A 21,475-nucleotide genomic window follows, 5' to 3' on the forward strand; every position below is an offset into this window, starting at 1 on the left:
GGGGAGATTTATATAATCTTGCGAATATTTTATATAATTTTGATAATTAATCGAAAAATTAAATTAGTCCATTAGAGAATCAATGTGATTTTCACGATTTGTCCGTACAAAAAAATAAATAAATAAGGCTAATCCCGATGAGATTCCCACTGATAGTAAAAAGTAAGTGTTAAAATTATTCGTTATTATCCAGGCTACACAAGAGAATAAGAAACTCATAAAAATAATATAAAAAATCCATGGGTTCAGCTTTTGTTTTTTGAACAAAATGGCCATGCATGGAAAAGCTGTTGAAGATAGGAATAATAAATAAAATTGAATCGCTTCAAGTGCGTAAGAGATAAACAGACATGCCAGGATTAGTGAAACCCCTCCAATTATGACTGAGGTCATATATATTAAACGTATGCTTCTTTCTTTTTTTTCAAATTGTGAATAGAATAGCGCTGTTATAGAGTAAAGTGAATTGAATCCAGACTGTGCTAACCCTACTAACCAAATAAGAATGGCCAATTGTATGATTAAATAGGATTCATGATGGACAAGAATGTTAAATAGGGAGCTTAATTCTAATTCCTGATATTTAGTTACTTCATAGGTAAAAAAGGCGAGTAAGGATAGTGGAATGGACAAACTACCTAATATTCCTAATTTAATGGTTATAGAATAATAGGATTTTTTAATTGAAAACATATTTCGCCAAAATATTAGACTGGTAGATAACTTTCCTATTCCAAGGATAATCATAACCATTAAGAAAAACAGGCCATCATCAATTGTTGGATGTAATCTTTTACTCCATTCCTGATAGTCATAAAATACTTGGTGGATCCCCCTACCTAAATAGGTGTGTAAAGGCAAGTATATGAGTGAGCATCCGCCAATTAATAAAAGAAGCCAGGTTGATCTTGTAAAGACATTCATACCACCTAGTCCACCAAGAATAATAATAAAAATAAACAGTATGATTAAAAAGATAAATGGACTTTTATTAAACCATTTACCATATAACCAGCCTGCAAGCGCTGGTTGAATAATTAACCCATCGAGATTAGCAATTGCTAATAAGCAAGTGGCTCCTATTCTTCCTAATTGATTTGAAAACCGATTCCGATATAAGTCCTCTAAACCGTATGTCCCATCATTTTCATTCCTAATATACGGGACAAGCTTTGCTAATAGGAAGTAGTAAAGAAGAAAAATGATTAATACAAATAATGTACTCATTCCAAGACCGAAATTGATAGTCGAATAGAGTGTTAGGGTTACAATCCAAGCAGAAAAGAAGGTTCCCCATACTAGTACTGTTCCTTTTTTTATCCCTAACGGTTCACTCGTTCTAAAATAATGATGAATATTTGAATCATTAACGACATGGTCCAAGCTATAAATAATTATCGTGGTGGTAACACATAAAATAAGAAACCAATCAAACATTTCCTAGTGCATCCTTATATTCACTTGGGGATAAGTGGGTTATCTTTTTGAAAGACGAACTTAAATGATTTTGACTAGAAAATCCAGTTCTTTCAGCTATTATTCCCATTGGAAGGTGAGGAGCCGATTTTATTAGTTCTTTTGCTTTTTCCACCCGGTATCTTAAGAGATATTCCTGGAAGTTTTCTTTTTTTTCTTCTTTAAACTTCTTACTAAGATAGGTTGGGCTTACATGAATATGTTCTGCTAGATGGGGGAGAGAAAGCTTTTTATTATACTGTTGATGGATGATATGTAATACTTCCTGGATATCTGATGATAGTTTATTTCCCCCAATAGATTCTAAGAATTGATCAAGAGTTTGATATAGTTCTTTAGCAATTATCGGCTTAATTAAATAATCCATCACATGAAGCTTAATCGATTGTCGTGCATAATTAAAATCTTGAAAAGCCGTTATCATGATACATTCTGTATCATAATTTTCCTTAATGTAAGCACATAGGTCTAATCCGTTTTCTCCAGGAATATGTATATCGATTAAAGCTAGTTGATAATTGTCCTTCTTTAAAAATTTTTTTGCTGCCGCTGCATCTTCTGCGGTTACTAAATCCCACGAAGGATATCTTTGATTAATTAGGTATGTTAATTGTTCTAATTCTAAATATTCATCATCAATGATTAATACTTTCATATGCTTTCTCCTCCAGGTGTATAGGGCCATTCAGCAGTTACAACAGTCATTCCATCTGTTCGATTAATCATAACGGAAGTTCGCAAATCGAAAATGAGCTTCAGTCTCTTTCGAATATTTGCTAATCCAATACCTTGATTCCAATTTTGCGTAATACTTTCATTTGGGCCATTATCCTTGACTGCTAATTGTACCCAACTTCCTTCTCTTTTTAGTTCTATCATTAAAATTTTATCCCCAGGTTTATTCTCAAGACCATGTTTAAATGCGTTCTCAACAAAAGATTGAAGAATATATGGGGGCAGTGTTGTTTTTACTGCTGTTACATCTATTTGATAGGAAACAGATAGTTTAGATCCGAATCGTAATTGCTGTATCGCAATATAATGGTTCGTATGCTCCAACTCATAAGAAAAAGGAACTAATGGCTCTTTATCTGTATAATTATATCTTAAAAATTGGGAAAATTCCTCCATTGCTTCGACTACCTCCTTAGTTCTCCCTAATCTACCTAGTGATAACATGGCATTGAGGGAATTGAAGAGAAAGTGAGGGTGGATTTGTTGACTAAGTTGTAAATATTCCATTCTCTGCATCTCTTTTTCCATTCTCATTTGTTTATTTTCTAATTGAAGATAATCAAATTCTTGGTCAAAAAAATTAAGTAAAAGTAGAATAACGAAGCCCGCGATGGGTGTTCCAATGCTAGAAAGTATAATGATCGTGAAGATAATATTACTCATAGTTTAATACTCCTTAATGAATCATGTTATTCAACTTTATTAATGAATGATTTAAAGGATGTTTTTATATTTGATTGTACTATATAAAAAAATATATGGGAGATCATATGATTAAAAATCTAATAGACAAGTCTGATTCTTTTGTCATATGATGAAAGTAGGAAGTTGAACATGATTGAGAGGAAGAGAACATCTTGGATATTCAAACGGTACTCTATGAAAATTATCGGAAAAAGAATCAGCTATCATTCATTATGATTGTCATTTCTGTCTTATTAGGGACTGCGGCAGATCTTGCTTTGGGCTCAGGGTTAATGATAACACTTATTACTTTAATCGGTGGGGCAGTTGTTATTGCTATTATTGGAATCTTACATTTTTCGAAAAAGCTTGTCTTTCAATTACCATATTTCTCTGTAATCGGTGTATCACTGGTTGTTGTACTTATTATGTTTATGAGCCCCACTGATCAAAATATCTTTTTGATCTATTATTTATTAGTATTTGCTGCTCTTTATTTAAATCAGATAGTTTTTACTGTTGGAGTCATTATAAGTACTGTTATTTTAGTTACATTTTATATTGTTAATCAGGATGTATTAAATACTAATCTGCAATTTTCATTGTTGATGTATGCTCTGGCTGTTATTGTTTTATTTTTCCAAAATAAAATATCCAATCAGCTGCAAAAAAGTGTAAATGAGTTACAGAATCAAGTTCAGTTGAGTTTACAAAAAGAACAGCAACAAAGAGTGGTTTTAGTCGATAATACACAAATTATTGCAAAGAATTTAACAGAGATTCAAAATCAATCTCAGACGAATCATGAAAGTACATATGAAATGAATGTGGCGATTCAAGAAGTAGCAAAAGGAGCGCAAGTTCAATCCGATTCGATAAGTGATATACTGGCAGCAGTTGAGAATACGAATACAATGGTTGCCAATATGATTGAAAAGGTAGAAGAGATCACCGAGCAATCTAGTCTAACCAATAGTAAATCGGTACAAGGGCGTGAACAATCGCAAAAATTACATACTCAGATGAAAGAGTTTAAACAGTTTATTAGTAAAATGGCCAATGAAATGACTCAATTAAGCGTTAATGTAAGTCAATCATTGAAATCCTTAGAATCTATACAACAAATAAATTCACAAACAAATTTATTAGCCTTAAATGCTTCTATTGAAGCGGCAAGAGCTGGAGAAGCAGGAAAAGGATTTTCAGTGGTTGCTCAAGAGATTCGGAAACTTGCTGAAACAACTGAAAAAACAGCGAATGAAGTGTCAACAAGCTTGAACCAAATTAATATGAGTAATGAAGGAACCCAATTACAGATGCAGCAAATAGCCATGAAAATGGAAGAAAATATTAAGGAAACAGAGCTCACAACCACAATCTTTAGTGAAATTGAAGGGGCTATCCAACGTTTAAGTAGTGAAGTATATGCGTTCTCAACTGTTGCTAATCAAATAGGGGAAGATACAAGCTCGATTGATCGAACAATGAATGAGTTTGCCGCAGTTCTCGAACAAGCCTCTGCATCTTTAGAAGAGGTTTCTGCAACCGTACAAAGTCAGACAGAAAGAAATGCAGTGCTTAATCGTTTAATTGTTGAAACAAATGAGGCAATCCATAAGCTGCAATAGGTAATGTAGTTCTTTCATAAAGCGAATCTTTTTCTAACGTGAAAATGGTGTGAGGACATGATTTATGTTGTTGCACATCCTTGGTACCGTAATATAGACAAGGTAAACACTTTCCAACTTATAGTTTAAGAAAATAGGTAGTAAAGTTATTTCGACACTAACTAAAAAGGAGACTTGCAAGTGAAAATCATTTCACATACAAGTCTCCCTTTATTTTATAATTTAAATTTACTTACCATATCCTAAATGAAAAAAGCTGTTGAGTGCTTGAACGTATTTCTTTGTTAAAACTTTACCTAAATTAATATATGTTTGAGAAAAAGAGCCAAAAAAAAGACTCACGATTTTGTATTTGCGAGTCTAGGGTACATATATTACTCTATATCTTCAGTTATTCTAAATGTGGAACTCCATAATTTATAATTTTATTTGTACGGTTTTCTTTTTATCTATTAACTCATGTGTGATTCCATCAAGAACATCGTCTGTTGTAAAGGTAAATTTATTTGTTACAGGGGGGTTATTCTTAATGAGGAGGCAGATTTTCCCTTCTCTTGTTTGCCCACTAGGATAATCAATTCTACTAGCAGTGGATGAACCCATGAAAGTATCCTCTGAAAGATTGAAATTAGAAAACGGGACATCATCATATAATATATCCCCATATTGCAATGTTAAGAAACTAAAAAATTGTACCTCTCTATCATAATGGTTGGTGATAGTATAATTGATTTCTATATAATATACTTCATTTTCTATTGTCCACATTGATTTAGATTGTGCCTCATATAAGTCTCCAATATTTTCAAACTCTACGCCTTCTTTTATGAGTGTATTAAATGAAGAGGCAGTATAATCATTTAATATATTTTTCGCTTCTTTTTTAATATGATTTAATTTAATAATTTTAATCGAATGTAAATGGATGGTCATATTTCCTACAAAGAAGTCTTTGCTCACCTGGTGTTTTTTTATAAGCTCTAATTGAGCCCAATTCTTCTCAATTACTTTGTCCCCTTCTTTTTGTAAGTAGCTACTTCCATTGCTGTCAACAGTGGATATTGTTTCATTCATTTGTTGTTGATTACGTTTTTCTTTCTTTGCATGAACTGTATCCGATTGTATATGATTCGCTCTTTTCTCCTTTTTTAAAAATAGTAGGCTAAAAATAATAACTATGCATAAAAGAATAATGAACAATACTCGTTTTTTTGTGATTCTCATATATTTCCTCAATCCATTATTTGATATTTACTGTAAAGTATCATATATGTTTAATGAAGTTGGGAAAAGAAAAAACATAAAAAGAACACATAAAAGTCACATTTCTTTGTTATTCTTTCTTTAGAACAGGAAATGTATATATAAAAAAATTACTTGGTTTATTATTGCTGGAATACTCATTTTTGCCTTAATTATGCCATTCATATCTGAAGCAAATACGACACCAACACAAAAGGCAAGGAGTCAACTGGCTATTTGCCTTCCACACGAGTAAAGAAGAAAGCAGGTGAATAGGCATTGGGCTTAGACGATTATTCTCTTATTTTGCTTCAAAATCAGTATGGAGTGTGAAACAAGGTAGCTCGATAAAGGATGATTATGAAAGAGATAGTAGTTTTTTTTATCTGCATATAGATGAATAAAGCTAAAGTCCATGTCTTTACACAAGATTTGTAAACACAACGCGTGATGAGTCTTTAGCCTCCTATCGTAGGAATATGTTGTTCGATAGGCAATAAATTCACGATAAAATAGGTCTAACTTTATATTGAAGCCTGTAATGAATGTTAATTCTTTCTTTTCTTCCTAAGAAAAAGCGGGGATGTCTTGTAATGACGTCCCCGCTTTTTGATTGGTAGATATTTTACTTTTGTAAATAGAAACAATATTAAAAGTTCTTCCCTTGTTTAAAAAGCAAATAGAAGAGTTGGTATCCTTCACTTGTAAGGATTTCACGGTTTTCTGGTAACCGTTGATTTAATGTCTCATCAACGATTCCCAACTCCTTAGCCTTTTGCCATGCTTCATTTTCTAAACAATCTATACCGATTGCTTTTAATATTAATTGTGCTGCCTGATCTCTAGTTAAAGTCTTTTCTTTATCGGTTAGTAGGGATGTAACTTCGTTTACATTTTCTACTCCTTTATCGGGGAAGACCCTTTCAATTGCACTGATGATTCGCACAAAATCATCATTAATCATCGGTTCATCGACCGGGAGTTTATTTTCATAGCCACCTTTTATTACACCAAGGCTTAACAGCTTTTTAATGGCTGGATAGTACCATTCATTTTGATAAGGATAATCCAAATCAAAATGGAATAAATGTGCCCCTTGTTTTTTTAGCTTTTTCTGAAGGGTAGTGATAAGTGATTTATCCTTGCTCATTTCTCTAAAATTAATTTGATGTTCGATGGACATGGCTGAGGCAACTCCAGCCGCTTGGGCAACTGACATTCCGGTCGGAACTACACGTGCACTTCCAGCAGCTAATGAATCATATCCGGCAGCCTTACTTGCGATTAGTAATCCATCAATTTCTAATGGAACGAGTGATCTAAATGGGATCGCATATTGAGTAGGTACTGCGAGAACATAGCCGTAATCTGCAGTGGATGTTGCTTGAATATCCACAGGATATCCACCTAAGGCAATACTATCCCAATGATCGCGATTTTCCCACAGGTCTGACATTGGTAATTGATACTCTGCTTTAATATGTCTAGTTTCTCTTATATATAATTCAGATGGGTAGCTAGCTATTTTTGCCTGTTCAAAACCAGGAAAATGCTCATTTAGAAATTTAACAATGTGCTTCGTTTCATTTTTTCCAATATCTAATGCTTTCTTCTTTGATTCTTCATTTAAACCATCTACACCAAAAATTTGTAAGGCATTAATATAGACACTACCATCTTTTTGTTTAGCAATATTCAATCCACGAAGTCGAGTTTGTGCATTTGATGGTTTATAAGCTGTATGGAGATCACTATATCCCCATGCTGTATTATTGTAGACTGTTCCACCGCCAAATACGCCATCCTTTGAGGCACGCTTAATCCCTTCCCAATCAACATCCTTTAAATGGATCATGAGGGTGACGGACATTTTTCTGTTTTTAAATCCGATATCTTCTCCACCTGTAAAATAAGGGGCTCCGGCCATTACAGCTAAGTCGGCATCCTTCGTAGAATCTATGAATCTTTGTGCATGGATTTCTTTTTCTTTATTTTCATAGTCTTTAATTTTTAGTCCAGTTAATTTGTTTCCATCTTTAATTACGGAAACAAGATCAGTTTCTAGAGCAAGTGTAAGATTAGGCTCGTTTTTAACCAGCTTCATAAAAGCTGCCTTTGCATCTTCGATATCGAATGCCGATTGATTTCCTACGAGGTTATGCCATTCCTTGAAGATTCCTGCATTGACTGGTTCATTGTTCATATCTTTTCCAATATCAAGGAAATTGAGCATTCCGTATGTAAAAAGGCCTCCCAAACCATCACGTTTTTCAATTAATAATGTTTTTGAACCATTTCGTGCAGCCGCTACAGCTGCTGCTACGCCTTCGGGTTCTCCACCTACAACAATGACATCATACGTTTTCTTTAGTTTTGGCTGCTGGTAGCTAAGACTATTATTCTGTTGACTATTGTTTTTATGTTGTATCAATTGGGTTGCGACGAAGATAAATATCAAGATGAAAAGACTAAAACCCGTTGTTATCCAAAGCTTTTTATTTTTCATGTTTTCCGTCCTTTATCTGTTTTAGTTAGAAGAATGGCCAAAATCTGACCGTTCTCGACTTTTTTCTATTAATAAGTCTACGATACATGGTTAAACATGAATTTTCAAGGCGTCATTACAAAACGTTTTTCATTAAATCTTAATTTTCACATTATGTACGAAAACTAGTTAATTTCTATTCCAAATTTAAGTTAAAAAACATATAAAGAATAGCTTTTTAAATAATCGAATATTGAAATAAATAGTTGAAAATATAGGTGAAATGGTATAGAGTTAAATTGTTCTTTATTAAGAACTTTATATAGGAGGGGATGGTAATGGTGGGGATAACGGGATATGATCAGGAATGGTTTGATTTAATTGCTGAAGCAAAAAAAATAGGATTATCCACCCAAGAAATAAGAGAATTTATAAATAGCAGCAAGAAAAAAGAACGCAAAATGGATTCTGCTAAACTAGGAATCTATTACCAAACATTATTACCAGATGTAAAAACGGATAAAGGTGTTCTTAATAAAGAATTAGAATGTGAGTCATTAGAAAAAAGAATGACACGTATTGAAACTAAATTAGACCTACTATTAAAGTTACGAAATCATATGATGAATGTTGGAATATAAGAATGTCTTGATCGATCCAATTTTGCATTTTTCAAAAGCTCTTTTCTCAAACATGTGGCTATGCTGGAAGTCTCTTCATTTGATTGAGAAAAGAGCCGCTAATCCTTCATGGGAACGCCTAGGTGCAGAAGCAGGCAGTAGGGCTTTTACCATAACAATAAACTATACGATATAGTCTTTCGATAACTCGATGACTATTCGATATTTTTAGAAAAGTTAAAATTTATATTTTCTTTTTTATTGCACGATGGTATAATACTTTCAACTGGTAATGACATCATGTTGATATGTTGAAAAAGGGAGGTTCGATGAAAGTATTATTAAATGTATTCGCTTTCAATTAATCTGGTAATGACATCATTATAACTAATTAAGTAAAAAAGCGTTCAATAAGGGGGTAATATCATTGAAAAAGCTTTTCTTGGGATTGACAATGTTCATACTGATCTTTGTAATGGCAGGATGTTCAGGCGAAAAGGCGTCTACAAAGGATGGGAAAATAGAAATTCGCTATGGGTTATGGGACAAAAACCAAGTTCCAGCTATTGAAGAAATCATTAAGAAATTTAATGAAAAAAATCCTAATATTAAGGTGAAGCTTGAGTTAACACCGTATAAGCAATATTTTCAAAAGCTTGAAACTGCTGCAACAGGTGGAGCTTTACCAGATGTACTTTGGATGAATGGGCCACATATTGCACAATATGCAATGGGAAAAGTTCTTCAACCATTAGATGATTTCATTAAGAAGGATCAATTTGATATGAATAATTATCCAGAATCTCTTGTTAATTTATATACAGTTGAGGACAAGATTTATGGTGTTCCAAAGGACTTTGACACGACTGGATTATGGTACAACAAGAAGCTTTTCGATGAGGCAGGTATCCCATATCCTGATGAAACCTGGGATTGGAATATGTTGAAGGAAGCAGCAAAAAAACTGACGACTAAGGATAAGGGGATTTATGGATTTGCTGCATTGATGGGAAATCAAGGTGGTTATTATGATTTGATTTGGCAAAATGGCGGCTATGTCGTTTCAGATGATAATCAATCGGTTGGATTTTCTGAGCCAGAAGCAGTAGAAGCAATTAAATATAATATTAGCTTTATAGAAGAAGGTCTATCACCAACTCCTGCGCAAATGGAAGAAACGAAGCCATCTGACATGATGATATCGGGAAAAATAGCGATGATGTTTGATGGACCATGGATGGTTCCTGAGTATAAAACAAATCAGGATTTAGACGTAGCTGTTCTTCCACAAGGTAAGGAAAGAGCTGTTAGTATTCATGGCTTGGGTAATGTTATTGCGAAGAACTCTAAACATCAAAAAGAGGCTTGGGAGTTTGTTAAATTCCTAGGATCAAAAGAAGCAGCAGAAATATTTGCGGAAACAGGAACAGTAATCCCTGCTTTCAATGGAACACAGGATGCATGGTTGAAATCTGTGGATACATTAAATTTACAAGCATTTATTGATGGGTCAGAGTATGCTCACCCACTACCAAGTGTCGAAAATACGGGAGCATTATGGGATGCCGAAACAAAAATCCTTAAAAATGCTTGGAGTGGCGATGAAAGTGTAGAGGATGCTACAAAGAAATTAACGGAAGAAGGAAATAAGATCCTTAATAAAAAGTAACCATTTTAGAAGGGAAGAATCTGAAAACGGAATCTTCCCTCTGAAAAATTCTTCATCTATATAGTTTAGAAGTGTTTTGTTCAGTGAGATGAATAAGCGCGTTACGCTTTTCTTATAAGGAGGTTGGTTATGTCAGAGATTCAGCTTACAACCGAGCCAAAGCCTAAAAGACAGGCGAAAAGGTATTATAAAACGAAAAAACGATCAGATTATCTTTGGGCATATTGTATGCTTGCTCCAACGATGATTGGTCTACTAATCTTTTATTTTTGGCCAATTTTACAAACGATTTATTTTAGTTTTACAGAATGGGGAGCGTTTGGAACATTCGAGTGGATTGGTGTAGAAAATTATGTGAGGATGTTGACCGATTCAGAATTAGGTCAAGCCTTTAGGAATACCTTTATTTACATTGTACTGACAGTGCCGATCGGAATTTTTTTATCCATACTCGTAGCTGTCTTACTTAACCAAAAAATTAAGGGAAGATCTGTCTATCGCACACTGTATTTTTTACCGGTTATTACGATGCCAGCAGCAATCGCGATGGTGTGGAAGTGGCTCTATAATTCTGATTTTGGCTTAATTAATTATATTTTGTCCTTATTTCATATCAAAGGACCGAGTTGGATAACCAATCCGGATATTGCCTTATATTCGATCATCATTGTCGCTATTTGGAGTGGTGTCGGTTATAATATGGTCATTTTTCTTTCTGGATTACAAAATATTCCGCAAACATATTATGAAGCAGCTAAAATTGATGGGGCGGGACCTGTACGAACGTTCTTTTCAATTACGATGCCATTATTATCACCTATCATTTTTTTCGTTTCAATTATGTCGTTAATCGGGGCATTCCAAGTGTTTGATCTGATTTTTATGATGGTTTCTAGTAATAGTGTCACGATAGAAAAAACACAATCCATTGTTTATCTGTTCTATCAGCACGCCTTTGTGTTGAATGATAAAGGATATGCAGCCGCTATTGCTGTTTTATTATTAGTGATGATTTTAATTGTGACAGTGATACAAATGATGTTACAGAAAAAATGGGTGCATTACGAATAAAGGAGGATGACATCGTGGAGAAAACAATGAAAGGAAAAAATATTTGGATTCACGTAATTTTAATCATTGGTGCAGTCATGATGGTTATCCCTTTTATTTGGATGCTACTCACCTCATTAAAAACCTATGCTGAATCTGTTCATATTCCCCCAAAGATTTTTCCGAAGGATTTTCAATGGAAAAATTATAAAGAAGTATTTGAATTACTGCCATTTTTCAAGTTTATGTTCAATACGATCATCGTAACGGTCGCTCGTACGATTGGCCAATTATTCCTTTGTTCCTTAGCAGCTTATGCCTTTGCACGAATTCGTTTTCCTGGACGCAATATACTTTTTGTATTAGTCCTATCCGTGTTAATGGTTCCGTCCCAGGTATTCCTGCTTCCGCAATACATGATCATGGTGAAATTAAATTGGCTGAATACTTTACAAGCCGTTATCGTTCCAGGATTATTTAGTGCATTCGGTACCTTTTTACTTCGCCAATTTTTTATGGGCTTACCTAAAGAATTAGAAGAGGCTGCCAGACTTGATGGTTGTAATCATTTTCAAATTTATTGGAAAATCATGCTTCCATTAGCGAAACCAGGGTTAATTGCATTAGGAATTTTTACAGCCCTATGGTCTTGGAATGAATTAATGTGGCCGCTTATCGTCAATAGTTCCTCAGAGAAAATGACATTATCGGTAGGTCTCTCATCCCTGCAAGGACAATATTTAACCAATTATCCAATTCTAATGGCAGGTTCATTCTTAGCCATACTGCCGATGCTTCTATTATTTATGTTCCTACAAAAGAGATTTATAGAAGGAATTGCGATTACCGGAGGGAAATAAATAAGGGACAGCGGGTCGGTTCCCGTGTCCCAAAAGTGGACAGCAGACCGGATCCTGTGTCCCAAAAAAGGGACAGCAGACCGGATCCTGTGTCCCAAAAAAGGGACAGTGGAACCGACCCCGTGTCCCCCGTGTCCCATCAAACAAAGAGGAGAGGATATATATGATTACAGCAGCGTTAATTGGAGCTGGAAGTAGAGGGTTACATGCTTATGGTTCATATGCTTTGAAATATCCACATGAGTTATCTTTTGTTGCGGTAGCTGAACCAAATCGGGAGAAGGGAGCGAAATTTGCAGCTCTTCATCAGATAAACGATAAGATGGTGTTTGATTCGTGGGAGGAGATGTTGGAGAAAGAAAAGTTTTGTGATGCATTATTAATTTGTTCGCCTGATCGCTTTCATTATAAACCTGTCATTCAAGCGATTAAAAAAGGATATAATATTTTACTTGAGAAACCAATGTCACCTAATCCCCAAGAAACATTAGAGATTGCCAAGCTAGCTACCGAACATAATGTTCTTTTAAGTGTCTGTCATGTGTTACGGTATGCCCCATTTTATCAGGAATTGAAATCAATTATCGATCAAAAAGTAATCGGAGATATTGTATCCATTCAATGGAATGAGCATGTTGGCTACTACCACCAGGCACATAGCTTTGTCAGAGGAAATTGGGGGAATAGTCAGCAATCAAGTCCTATGATATTGCAAAAATGCTGTCATGATTTGGATCTTTTGCAATGGATTATTGGTTCAGAATGTCAGAGTGTATCTTCCTATGGAAATTTAACCCATTTTACAAGTGAGAATGCTCCAGAAGGCTCCACCTTAAGGTGTTTAGACGGCTGTAAGGTGGAGAAAGAATGCCCATACTCAGCGATGAAATGGTATTTGCATGACCGCGATGAATGGCCAGCGAATGTAGTTTCAGTTCATCCAAGCATTGATAGTAGATTAAAGGCCCTTCAAGAAGGTCCGTATGGTAGATGTGTGTACCACTGTGACAATGATGTGGTTGATCATCAGGTTATTAACCTTTTATTTGAAAAAGATGTAACAGTGTCATTTACGATGACCGCTTTTACGAAGGAGATTTGCCGTTCATTTAGAATTATGGGAACGAAGGGCGAAATTGAAGGCAATGATGCTCGAAATGAATTAAAGATTCAACATTTCTCTGGAAAGACGGAGGTAATTATTCCTGAATCGGTAGCTGGTGGTCATATGGGAGCAGATACGAGTATTATGAGAGATTTTATCGAACGTGTAGCAAAGAAGGAAAAAGAAAGTCTGACCTCCGCAATTGTTTCTGCCCATAGTCATTTAATGGCCTTTGCTGCAGAGGAATCGCGTCTGTCTGGAACAACTGTGAACTTTCAGGAATATGTTGCAAATTTAACGAAGGAAACACAAGAATCAAAATAGACTGTAGAAGATGATATTTTTTTCAACTTTTCGTACAATATGAGTAAGAATGGAAAGTAAAAGGAGAAAAATATGATAGAAAAGGATAATCGAGTTCCCCTTTATTACCAACTAATGGATATTCTTATGGGGAAAATAGAACAGGGGGAGCTGAAGGAGCATGACCGGCTACCCTCTGAGCGTGAGTTATGTGAACAATATAATGTCAGTCGAACAACTGTACGACAAACAATGCAAGAGCTTGAAAAAGAAGGTCTTATTTATAAAGAGCATGGAAAGGGGACTTTTGTCTCACCAAAAGTAATCAATCAAAGTCTTGTCCAATTTTATAGTTTTACCGAAGAAATGAAAAAGATCGGGAAAAAGCCATCTTCTATTGTTCTCGATTTTCAAACGGTGTCTTGTGAAAGCAAAGTAGCAAAAAACATGGATCTATCAGTTGGTGAATTAGTCTTTCGAATTACTAGATTACGACTTGCTGATGGAGTGCCTATGATGTATGAAACATCATTTCTTCCTGTAAAAAGATTTCCTGATCTAACGAAGGAGGATTTAGAGCAAGCACCTATGTATAATCTATTTCGCGACAAATATCAAGCAATCATTACAAGAGCAAATGAGCGTTTTAAAGCTGTAACAACGACAGAAGATGAAGCCAAACGATTGAAAATGAGCACCGATGAACCAAGTCTTTTAATTGAAAGGGTAACATTTGAAGGTACGAATGTGATTGAGTATACAGTATCCATTGCAAGAGGAGATAAGTTTTCATATTCGGTAGAATTAAAGTAGAGGTAACTCTACTTTTTTAAGATGAAAATCATTGACTTTTTCATGTTAATTAATTGGAAGAAAAGGGGAGGAAGTATGGGGTATCGCGCGTGTTTTGATATTGGGGGAACCTTTATTAAGTTTGCGGTCGTTTCTGAAGCAGGTGAGTTATTTTTACAAGGAAAAACGGAAACACCAACGAAGAATGTAACAATGTATATTCCTCAAATACTAAGTGAAAAGGTGGCGTATTTTCGTGAATACTACCCAATTGAAAATATTGGGATTTCCTCCTGTGGAATTGTAGACCACAATAAAGGTGTGATTCTGTTCTCTGCCAATATCGAAGGATATTCAGGCTTCCCTTTGGCACATGAAATTTCAGAATTTACTGGATTGTCTATTTCGGTTGAAAATGATGTAAGAAGTGCTTGCCTTGGTGAAATGTGGCTTGGGGCTGCACAAGGAAAAGAAAATGTCGTTCTACTGACACTAGGAACTGGAGTAGGGGGTGCGATCATCCAAAATGGTCGTCTCGTTTCAGGGGCGGGAAATTTGGCTGGTGAGCTCGGTCATATGAGCATTATTCATAATGGGGAAAACTGTCCTTGCGGAGGCAAGGGATGCTTTGAACGCTATGCGTCAACCTCTTCTCTCATTCGTTATTATCAGACCATTGTTGGCCAAGAAGAGAGTATCGATGGTAAAGAAATTATGAGCAAAATCAAACAGGGAGAAACAGCTGCCATTAAAGCTTACCAGGAGTTTATCGATTACTTGTCAACCGGGCTAGTAAATATCGCCCACCTTTTTAATCCTGAATGTATTATTATTGGTGGAGGGATTACCGAACAAGGCGAATCATTCATCAATGAAGTAAATTCGAAATATAAAGAAAAGGTTATGCCACTTTATCGTGAATCAACAAAGATTGTTTTGGCAGAGTTACATAATGACGCAGCACTGTATGGGGCGTTTGTTCATGCGGGGAATTTTGTGAAGAACTAATATTCATAGAAGTGAAAGGCGGTGATTTGATACGTTACATCAACAGGCATTTCTGTTTTTATTTTTTAAAAAGAAACAAAAAATAAAAACAGAATGAGGAATGTAAAAATGATTTATGAATTACAAATAGAAAACTATCAATTGATTAAGCCATTACTAGCAGAGTACCCTGTTAATCCAGTCATAGCCGGTGTGATAGAGGGGAATAATCTTGGCAGAATTTTTGTCGACCATCCACAGAACCCGTCAGCTGCATTAGTTTGGGCAAAAAATGAAATGTTCTATTTAATTGGAAATAGTGATAATAAGCTATTTAATTCATCGTTGGAAAGTTTAATCTTTTGTCAGATTAAACCTGAGGCATTGGCTATCGGTGATGATTGTTTTAATTTGGAGCTTTATCCCTTTTCAAAATGGGAAAGAATAATACCACGTATCTTTACTCATTCATTATCTATTGGAGAAAGAGTACCTTTTGAATTTGACTACAATCGATATATAAGTAGGATGCTGGAAAAAAAGGTTTTACCTGATGGATATCAATGTCAAATTATTAGTGAGGAACTCATTAAGAGAGATATAAATGATGTTATGAAGAAGGAAATCTTAAAGTTTTGGGATTCCGTAGATTCCTTTTTTAATAAAGGAATCGGAGTTGTCATAACTAAAGAGAGAGAAATCATAGGTACATGTCTTTCCGTTTTTGTTAGTGGATCCGATTTTGAAATTGGCATCAATGTTTATCAAACGGAGCATCGTGGCAAAGGCCTGGCTACCTACATGGCAGAAAGATTTTTAGAAATCTGCTTAGAAAAAGGTGGCAGGCCACATTGGACGACGGAAAATTTTCGTAGCGATTCAATAGCCATTGCAAATAAACTTGGCTTTAGACAACTACCTAATTATCGAATGTTTTTTCTTCCTTTTTAAAAGGATAGTTTATATCATTTTGCGCGAATTAGATTAAATATTGTTCCAAAAGTGTATAGTTCTCGTGCTAATCCATTTATTTTTACGCGAATGTGCCCAATTTTCGTGCGAATCGCTTTAAAGACCATAATTTTTTTGTATATCAAAAAATAAATCACCCCGAATCGTTTTGATTCGGGGTGAAACGATTATTCTATTTCACATTTAATGCTAATTGAATCATTAGCTCAATCGCTGTTGGAATAGCATCCTCATCAATATCGAATTTAGGGTGGTGATGTGGATACTGACTTTTTTCACTTTGCATTCCCACATTTATAAACGCACCTGTTTTTTCTTTTAAATAATAGGAGTAGTCCTCTGCACCTAAAGTTGGATCCATTTTCTCAAAAACATCTTCACCAAAGGTATCGTCGATCACCCTTTTGGCAAATTCACATGCTTTAGGATGGTTATATAATGGTGGAGTCCCTTCAATAAATGTATAGTGTCCTTTTGCACCGAAGCTTGCACATAGGGATTCCGTTAATTGAGCAGTTTTTTTATGCATTAGTTCTGCTGCCTCGAATGTCATTGCACGAATCGTTCCTTGAAGTTTTACTTCTGAAGGAATGACATTATAGGAGTTTCCAGCCTGCATTCCTCCGAAGGAAATAACCCCTGCTTGTAATGGATGTAAATTTCTGCTAACAACTGATTGGAATCCTTGAATTAAATGAGTGGCAATATAGATAGGATCCACCGCATCCTGTGGTTGCCCACCATGACCACCAACGCCTTCAATCGTAATATCAAAATCATCACTTGACGCCATCGCAAATCCTGTAGCAAAGCCAATCTTTCCTATAGGTAAATTTGCCATCAAATGAATGCCATAAATGACATCGACCCCATCTAAAATTCCCTCTTCAACAAGCTGTTTAGCTCCACTTGGCGAAGCTTCCTCTGAGCTTTGAAAAATGAAAACGATATTGTTTTTTACTAATTGTGGATGGCTGCTCATCCATTTAGCAACAGCAAGTAAAATAGCTGTGTGACCATCATGACCACAGCCATGCATGACACCAGGAACAGTAGAGATATAAGGCTTATCTCCTTCTTCATAAAGGGGAAGGGCATCCATATCAGCTCTAAGTGCGACTGTTTTATTCCCTTCTGTCCCTTTGAAATAAGCCACTACATTAGGTGCTGAAAAACGAGAATCTACTGGAATACCGAATTCTGCAAGTTTCTCTTTTACATAAGCAGCTGTTTTATACTCCTGTCCAGATAACTCGGGATGCATATGAAAATGACGACGCTGTTGAATTGTCCAAGCTTTTAATTCTTCATTCACTAATTTTGTTTGTAACATGATGTACCCTCCAATAATAGATTGATAGATTAAAATGGACCATACTGAATGGCCTGTGCGATCAGTAAGAAAATAATACTAATGATAATTTCGATAAAAATAAATGGCAGTACCCATTTAAACCATTTCGTAAAAGGAATTCCCGCAATTGCAAGACCTGCAACTAGTACACCTGCAGTTGGGAAAATAGAGTTTGTAATGCCATCGCCTAGCTGAAAGGCTAAAACTGCTGTCTGTCTAGTGACACCTACAAGATCAGATAAAGGTGCCATAATCGGCATCGTTAAAGCTGCCTGTCCACTTCCTGAAGGAACAAGGAAGTTCAGAAAGAGTTGTACGAAGAACATGCCAACTGCATTCAATGCTGGAGTTAAGTGACTTAATAGGGAAGATGCATAGTACAAAACGGAATCCATTAATTTCCCATCCTGCACAACGACAAGTATGGCTTGCGCAAAACCAATAATTAGTGCACCACCAATTACTTCCTTTGCTCCATCCATGAAACTATCCGCCATTTTGCTTGGATTCAATTTCCCAATAAACCCGATTAAGATTCCGAATAGAAGGAATAGACCTGCAATTTCAGTTATATACCAGCCAAATTTTAAAACACCAATGATTAAAACTACGAAGTTAAGCAAGAAAACTGCTAGTACCCATTTATGACGAGTTTCTAGCTTTGTATCTGTTGAGACGATTTTTTTGTTCGTTTCAAAGTTTCCTAGATAACGTAGTTCAGGATTCGCTTTTACTTTTTTAGCATAACGATAAACAAAAAGTACTCCTGCAATATAGAAAGTTGCAAGTAAGATTAATCGAAGACCGATACCAGAGAAAGTTGGCAATTCAGCTATACTTTGTGCAATACCGATATTAAATGGATTCATAATGGCACTCATGAAACCTATATTTGCACCTAATGAAACAATGGCAAATCCGACAATTGCGTCAAATCCTAAAGCAATGGCTAACGGTGTAATAATGGCGATGTAAATAATTGTTTCCTCGGCCATCCCCATTAATGTACCACCTGCAGCAAAGAAGAGCATGAGTACAGGGATAAGCAATAATTCACGATTACCAAGCTTTTTCGTAATGGTTAAAATCAAAGCATCTAGTGCACCGGTTGCTTTAAGAATACCAAATGCACCCCCAACCATTAATACAAAAAAGATAATTCCTGCTCCTTGTACCATTCCTGTATGGATACTTGTAAAAATATTAAAAAAGCCTACAGGAGAAGAATCTGTGAAATGAAAGGAATCCGGAACAACTAAAGTACGTCCATCCTTATCCACTCGATCATACTCCCCAGCTGGAACAATATAAGTCAAAATAGTAGAAATGATAATCACACAAAAAATAAGGACGAATGCATTAATATTCTTCACTTGCTTCTTTTTACTATTAATAGATGATGGCTGTTGATCTTGAAGTAGCGATTTAGGCATCTTGTAAACTCCTTTTGTATTTTTAATTAGAAAACTGTATTTTTATTCAACTAGTTTAATATATATTCATTTTTTATTCAAGAATTATTTTGAAAAAGGGGGGGGACAGAGGGTCGGTTCTTCTGTCCCACTGAGACAAAAGAACCGACCCCTTGTCCCTCCCCTTGTCCCTTTTCATGTTATAATAATGACAGAGTTTTCAATATAGTGAAAAAAGGAGTGTTGATTGATGATTTCTTTTCCGAAGCCTGATGTCGAACAGTTTTTGCGAACATTTGCGATTGGGGATTTTGCTGTTAGTCCTGATGAGAAGCAGCTTGTGTTTAGTACGAATTTAAGTGGTAAGTATAATTTGTGGGCAATGGATTTGCCAAAGACTTTTCCGTATCCACTTACATTTATTGATCAAAGCTGTCAAGAACTGTTGTACGATAAACAAGGGAGATTCATTATTGCAGGATTTGATCAGGACGGAGATGAAAACACTCAATTTTATGGGCTTCCACTACAAGGTGGAACGATGAAAGAGATTGTGTATCAAGAGAATACTAGAAATTTCATGCCGATTTTATCGGAGAATGGAAAGAAGCTTTATTATACATCTTCGAAGGATAACCCAATGTGTTTAAGTTCATTTTGCCTTGATTTAGATTCGGGTCAAGAAACGAAGGTTATAGAGGGGCGAGACGCTGCTACTTATCTACTCGATTTTAGTCCGGACGAATCGACTTTTCTCTATTATAAGCATTTTGCTAATACGCATACTCTAGTATTCGCCAAACACGGAGATGAAGAGATTCGATTAACACCACCAACTGAAAAGCAACATACTGTAAGCGATGCTGTATTTGTCTCAAATGATTTAGTCTATTTACTGACTGATTATGAGTCTGATTTTACGTATCTTGCTTCGTATGATCTTAAGACGAGAACCTTTTTAAAAATCAAAAGTCTGGAAAAAGAAAGCTTAAGATCATTAAAATATAATAAATCTCAGCAAACACTATATATAAGCAGTGAAAAAGGTGTAGAAGACTTTTTATATGAATATCGTTTACAGGATGGGGTTTGGAATAAAGTTTCAACCCCATGCAGTGTAATTGAAAAAATGGTTGTGTCAAAAGCGGGGACATTATACTTATTAGGTAGAAGTGCCACAACACCACATAATATTTATAAACGAGAAGAAAATGAATGGGTTTCTTTAACAAAATATACCGTGCCAGGAGTAGCCCCTGAAGAGTTAGTTGATCCGGATGTCATTACATATCGGTCTTTCGATGACTTAGAAATCGAAGCGTTATTCTTTAAAGCAAAAAAAGAAAATGACAATGGAGAAATTATTTTTTGGCCACATGGTGGACCACAAGCAGCTGAACGGAAATTTTTTCGAGCGTCCTTCCAATTTTTCCTAAACCAAGGATTTAGTATATTTGCACCTAATTTCCGTGGCTCAACAGGATATGGTTTATCGTTTACGAAAATGGTAGAAGGAGATTGGGGGAACAGTCCTCGTCTTGATAATGTGGCTGGCTTAGATTGGTTGATTGAAAATGGATATGTGGAAAAAGGAAATATCCTTTTAATGGGGGGAAGCTTCGGTGGATATATGTCGCTTCTATTGCATGGGCGACATGCAGATTATTTTAAAGCAGTCGTTGATATTTTCGGACCATCTGATCTTTTCTCCTTTATCAATTCAGTACCTGACGATTGGAAACCAGTGATGGATCAATGGGTTGGGAATCCTGAAAGGGATAAGGAAAAGCTAATTGAGTATTCACCAATTACGTATTTAGATGGGATGACTAAGCCTATGCTTGTCATTCAAGGTGCTAATGATCCGCGAGTTGTTCAACAAGAATCGGATCAGATTGTTGCCGCGTTAAGGGAAAAGGGAAGAGAAGTTGAATATATGCTTTTAACGGACGAAGGGCATGGTTTTTCGAAAAAAGAAAATGAAATTGCAGTATATCAAAGAATTTTGTCATTTTTTAATCAATTCATTGGCTCTAAGGTAAAAGGTTAAACGCAACAAAAAGGACTAATGTACTAGTCCTTTTTGTTTTTGAGTGAAAAG

General features: G+C 35.5%; 17 protein-coding genes. 10 read left to right on the plus strand and 7 right to left on the minus strand.

Translation table 11 applies throughout. From position 1 onward, the window contains the following. Window positions 1-63: 63 nt before the first annotated feature. From I5818_RS04575 to I5818_RS04585, 3 genes are read right to left on the minus strand one after another with little or no spacing between them, the layout of a single operon-like run. The gene (locus I5818_RS04575) at window positions 64-1,437 is read right to left on the minus strand and encodes a hypothetical protein (RefSeq protein ID WP_078110563.1); all 1,374 of its coding nucleotides are present in this window, start codon (window positions 1,435-1,437) and stop codon (window positions 64-66) included. Next, on the minus strand, window positions 1,430-2,131 hold the full coding sequence (locus I5818_RS04580) for a response regulator transcription factor (protein ID WP_078110564.1): 702 nt from the start codon (window positions 2,129-2,131) through the stop codon (window positions 1,430-1,432). The genes I5818_RS04575 and I5818_RS04580 overlap by 8 nt, the downstream gene beginning before the upstream one ends. Next, complete coding sequence (locus tag I5818_RS04585) at window positions 2,128-2,874, minus strand: sensor histidine kinase (protein WP_078110565.1); 747 nt, start codon at window positions 2,872-2,874, stop codon at window positions 2,128-2,130. Before I5818_RS04585 ends, I5818_RS04580 begins: the two co-directional genes overlap by 4 nt. Window positions 2,875-3,068: 194 nt before the next feature. Between I5818_RS04585 and I5818_RS04590 the strand changes: the two genes are divergently transcribed. Further along, on the plus strand, window positions 3,069-4,523 hold the full coding sequence (locus I5818_RS04590; RefSeq protein ID WP_078110566.1) for a methyl-accepting chemotaxis protein: 1,455 nt from the start codon (window positions 3,069-3,071) through the stop codon (window positions 4,521-4,523). Between the two features lie 417 nt (window positions 4,524-4,940). Here I5818_RS04590 and I5818_RS04595 read toward each other — a convergent pair whose 3' ends face one another. Both I5818_RS04595 and I5818_RS04600 read right to left on the minus strand, forming a co-directional pair. Next, window positions 4,941-5,747 (minus strand): hypothetical protein, encoded by an 807-nt coding sequence (locus I5818_RS04595; protein ID WP_078109672.1) that lies wholly within the window; start codon window positions 5,745-5,747, stop codon window positions 4,941-4,943. Between the two features lie 667 nt (window positions 5,748-6,414). Next, window positions 6,415-8,271 carry an FAD-dependent oxidoreductase gene (locus I5818_RS04600; protein WP_078109673.1) on the minus strand — a complete coding sequence of 619 codons (1,857 nt, stop codon included), beginning with the start codon at window positions 8,269-8,271 and terminating at the stop codon, window positions 6,415-6,417. Window positions 8,272-8,588: 317 nt separating this feature from the next. On the opposite strand from I5818_RS04600, the gene I5818_RS26365 reads away from it, so the two are divergent. The 8 genes from I5818_RS26365 (at window position 8,589) to I5818_RS04640 (ending at window position 16,587) form a co-directional block, all read left to right on the plus strand. Then, window positions 8,589-8,891, plus strand: a complete 303-nt coding sequence (locus I5818_RS26365; RefSeq protein WP_058004886.1) for an anti-repressor SinI family protein — start codon at window positions 8,589-8,591, stop codon at window positions 8,889-8,891. A 406-nt stretch (window positions 8,892-9,297) separates the two neighbouring features. Beyond that, window positions 9,298-10,539 carry an ABC transporter substrate-binding protein gene (locus I5818_RS04610; protein WP_078109675.1) on the plus strand — a complete coding sequence of 414 codons (1,242 nt, stop codon included), beginning with the start codon at window positions 9,298-9,300 and terminating at the stop codon, window positions 10,537-10,539. Window positions 10,540-10,668: 129 nt separating this feature from the next. Then, window positions 10,669-11,610: a carbohydrate ABC transporter permease gene (locus I5818_RS04615; protein ID WP_078109676.1), complete on the plus strand. Its 942-nt coding sequence runs from the start codon at window positions 10,669-10,671 to the stop codon at window positions 11,608-11,610. 26 nt (window positions 11,611-11,636) lie between these two features. Then, window positions 11,637-12,449, plus strand: a complete 813-nt coding sequence (locus tag I5818_RS04620; RefSeq protein ID WP_071975331.1) for a carbohydrate ABC transporter permease — start codon at window positions 11,637-11,639, stop codon at window positions 12,447-12,449. Between the two features lie 163 nt (window positions 12,450-12,612). Continuing rightward, entirely contained in the window at window positions 12,613-13,878 is a 1,266-nt protein-coding gene (locus I5818_RS04625) for a Gfo/Idh/MocA family protein (protein ID WP_078109677.1), read from the plus strand. Window positions 13,879-13,950: 72 nt separating this feature from the next. Continuing rightward, complete coding sequence (locus I5818_RS04630) at window positions 13,951-14,670, plus strand: GntR family transcriptional regulator (RefSeq protein WP_071975248.1); 720 nt, start codon at window positions 13,951-13,953, stop codon at window positions 14,668-14,670. Between the two features lie 75 nt (window positions 14,671-14,745). After that, window positions 14,746-15,657: an ROK family protein gene (locus I5818_RS04635; protein ID WP_078109678.1), complete on the plus strand. Its 912-nt coding sequence runs from the start codon at window positions 14,746-14,748 to the stop codon at window positions 15,655-15,657. Between the two features lie 108 nt (window positions 15,658-15,765). Further along, on the plus strand, window positions 15,766-16,587 hold the full coding sequence (locus tag I5818_RS04640) for a GNAT family N-acetyltransferase (protein ID WP_169846878.1): 822 nt from the start codon (window positions 15,766-15,768) through the stop codon (window positions 16,585-16,587). A gap of 193 nt (window positions 16,588-16,780) precedes the next feature. On the opposite strand, the gene I5818_RS04645 is transcribed toward I5818_RS04640, so the two are convergent. Continuing rightward, window positions 16,781-17,941 (minus strand): M20 metallopeptidase family protein, encoded by a 1,161-nt coding sequence (locus I5818_RS04645; protein ID WP_078109680.1) that lies wholly within the window; start codon window positions 17,939-17,941, stop codon window positions 16,781-16,783. Window positions 17,942-17,970: 29 nt separating this feature from the next. Then, entirely contained in the window at window positions 17,971-19,395 is a 1,425-nt protein-coding gene (locus I5818_RS04650; RefSeq protein ID WP_078109681.1) for a YfcC family protein, read from the minus strand. Window positions 19,396-19,624: 229 nt separating this feature from the next. Here I5818_RS04650 and I5818_RS04655 point away from each other — a divergent pair, with 229 nt between their 5' ends. Beyond that, window positions 19,625-21,424, plus strand: coding sequence for a S9 family peptidase (locus I5818_RS04655; RefSeq protein WP_078109682.1), 1,800 nt, complete (start codon window positions 19,625-19,627; stop codon window positions 21,422-21,424). The last annotated feature ends 51 nt before the right edge of the window (window positions 21,425-21,475 follow it).

The sequence above is a fragment of the Heyndrickxia oleronia genome, assembly GCF_017809215.1.
GTDB lineage: Bacteria > Bacillota > Bacilli > Bacillales > Bacillaceae_C > Heyndrickxia > Heyndrickxia oleronia.

Excerpts from the sequence above, each read along its gene's own strand:
- I5818_RS04575 (WP_078110563.1), bottom strand. The coding sequence starts at position 1,437 with ATGTTTGATTGGTTTCTTATTTTATGTGTTACCACCACGATAATTATT.
- I5818_RS04580 (WP_078110564.1), bottom strand. The coding sequence starts at position 2,131 with ATGAAAGTATTAATCATTGATGATGAATATTTAGAATTAGAACAATTA.
- I5818_RS04585 (WP_078110565.1), bottom strand. The coding sequence starts at position 2,874 with ATGAGTAATATTATCTTCACGATCATTATACTTTCTAGCATTGGAACA.
- I5818_RS04595 (WP_078109672.1), bottom strand. The coding sequence starts at position 5,747 with ATGAGAATCACAAAAAAACGAGTATTGTTCATTATTCTTTTATGCATA.
- I5818_RS04600 (WP_078109673.1), bottom strand. The coding sequence starts at position 8,271 with ATGAAAAATAAAAAGCTTTGGATAACAACGGGTTTTAGTCTTTTCATC.
- I5818_RS26365 (WP_058004886.1), top strand. The coding sequence starts at position 8,589 with ATGGTGGGGATAACGGGATATGATCAGGAATGGTTTGATTTAATTGCT.
- I5818_RS04615 (WP_078109676.1), top strand. The coding sequence starts at position 10,669 with ATGTCAGAGATTCAGCTTACAACCGAGCCAAAGCCTAAAAGACAGGCG.
- I5818_RS04620 (WP_071975331.1), top strand. The coding sequence starts at position 11,637 with ATGAAAGGAAAAAATATTTGGATTCACGTAATTTTAATCATTGGTGCA.
- I5818_RS04625 (WP_078109677.1), top strand. The coding sequence starts at position 12,613 with ATGATTACAGCAGCGTTAATTGGAGCTGGAAGTAGAGGGTTACATGCT.
- I5818_RS04630 (WP_071975248.1), top strand. The coding sequence starts at position 13,951 with ATGATAGAAAAGGATAATCGAGTTCCCCTTTATTACCAACTAATGGAT.
- I5818_RS04635 (WP_078109678.1), top strand. The coding sequence starts at position 14,746 with ATGGGGTATCGCGCGTGTTTTGATATTGGGGGAACCTTTATTAAGTTT.
- I5818_RS04640 (WP_169846878.1), top strand. The coding sequence starts at position 15,766 with ATGATTTATGAATTACAAATAGAAAACTATCAATTGATTAAGCCATTA.
- I5818_RS04645 (WP_078109680.1), bottom strand. The coding sequence starts at position 17,941 with ATGTTACAAACAAAATTAGTGAATGAAGAATTAAAAGCTTGGACAATT.
- I5818_RS04650 (WP_078109681.1), bottom strand. The coding sequence starts at position 19,395 with ATGCCTAAATCGCTACTTCAAGATCAACAGCCATCATCTATTAATAGT.
- I5818_RS04655 (WP_078109682.1), top strand. The coding sequence starts at position 19,625 with ATGATTTCTTTTCCGAAGCCTGATGTCGAACAGTTTTTGCGAACATTT.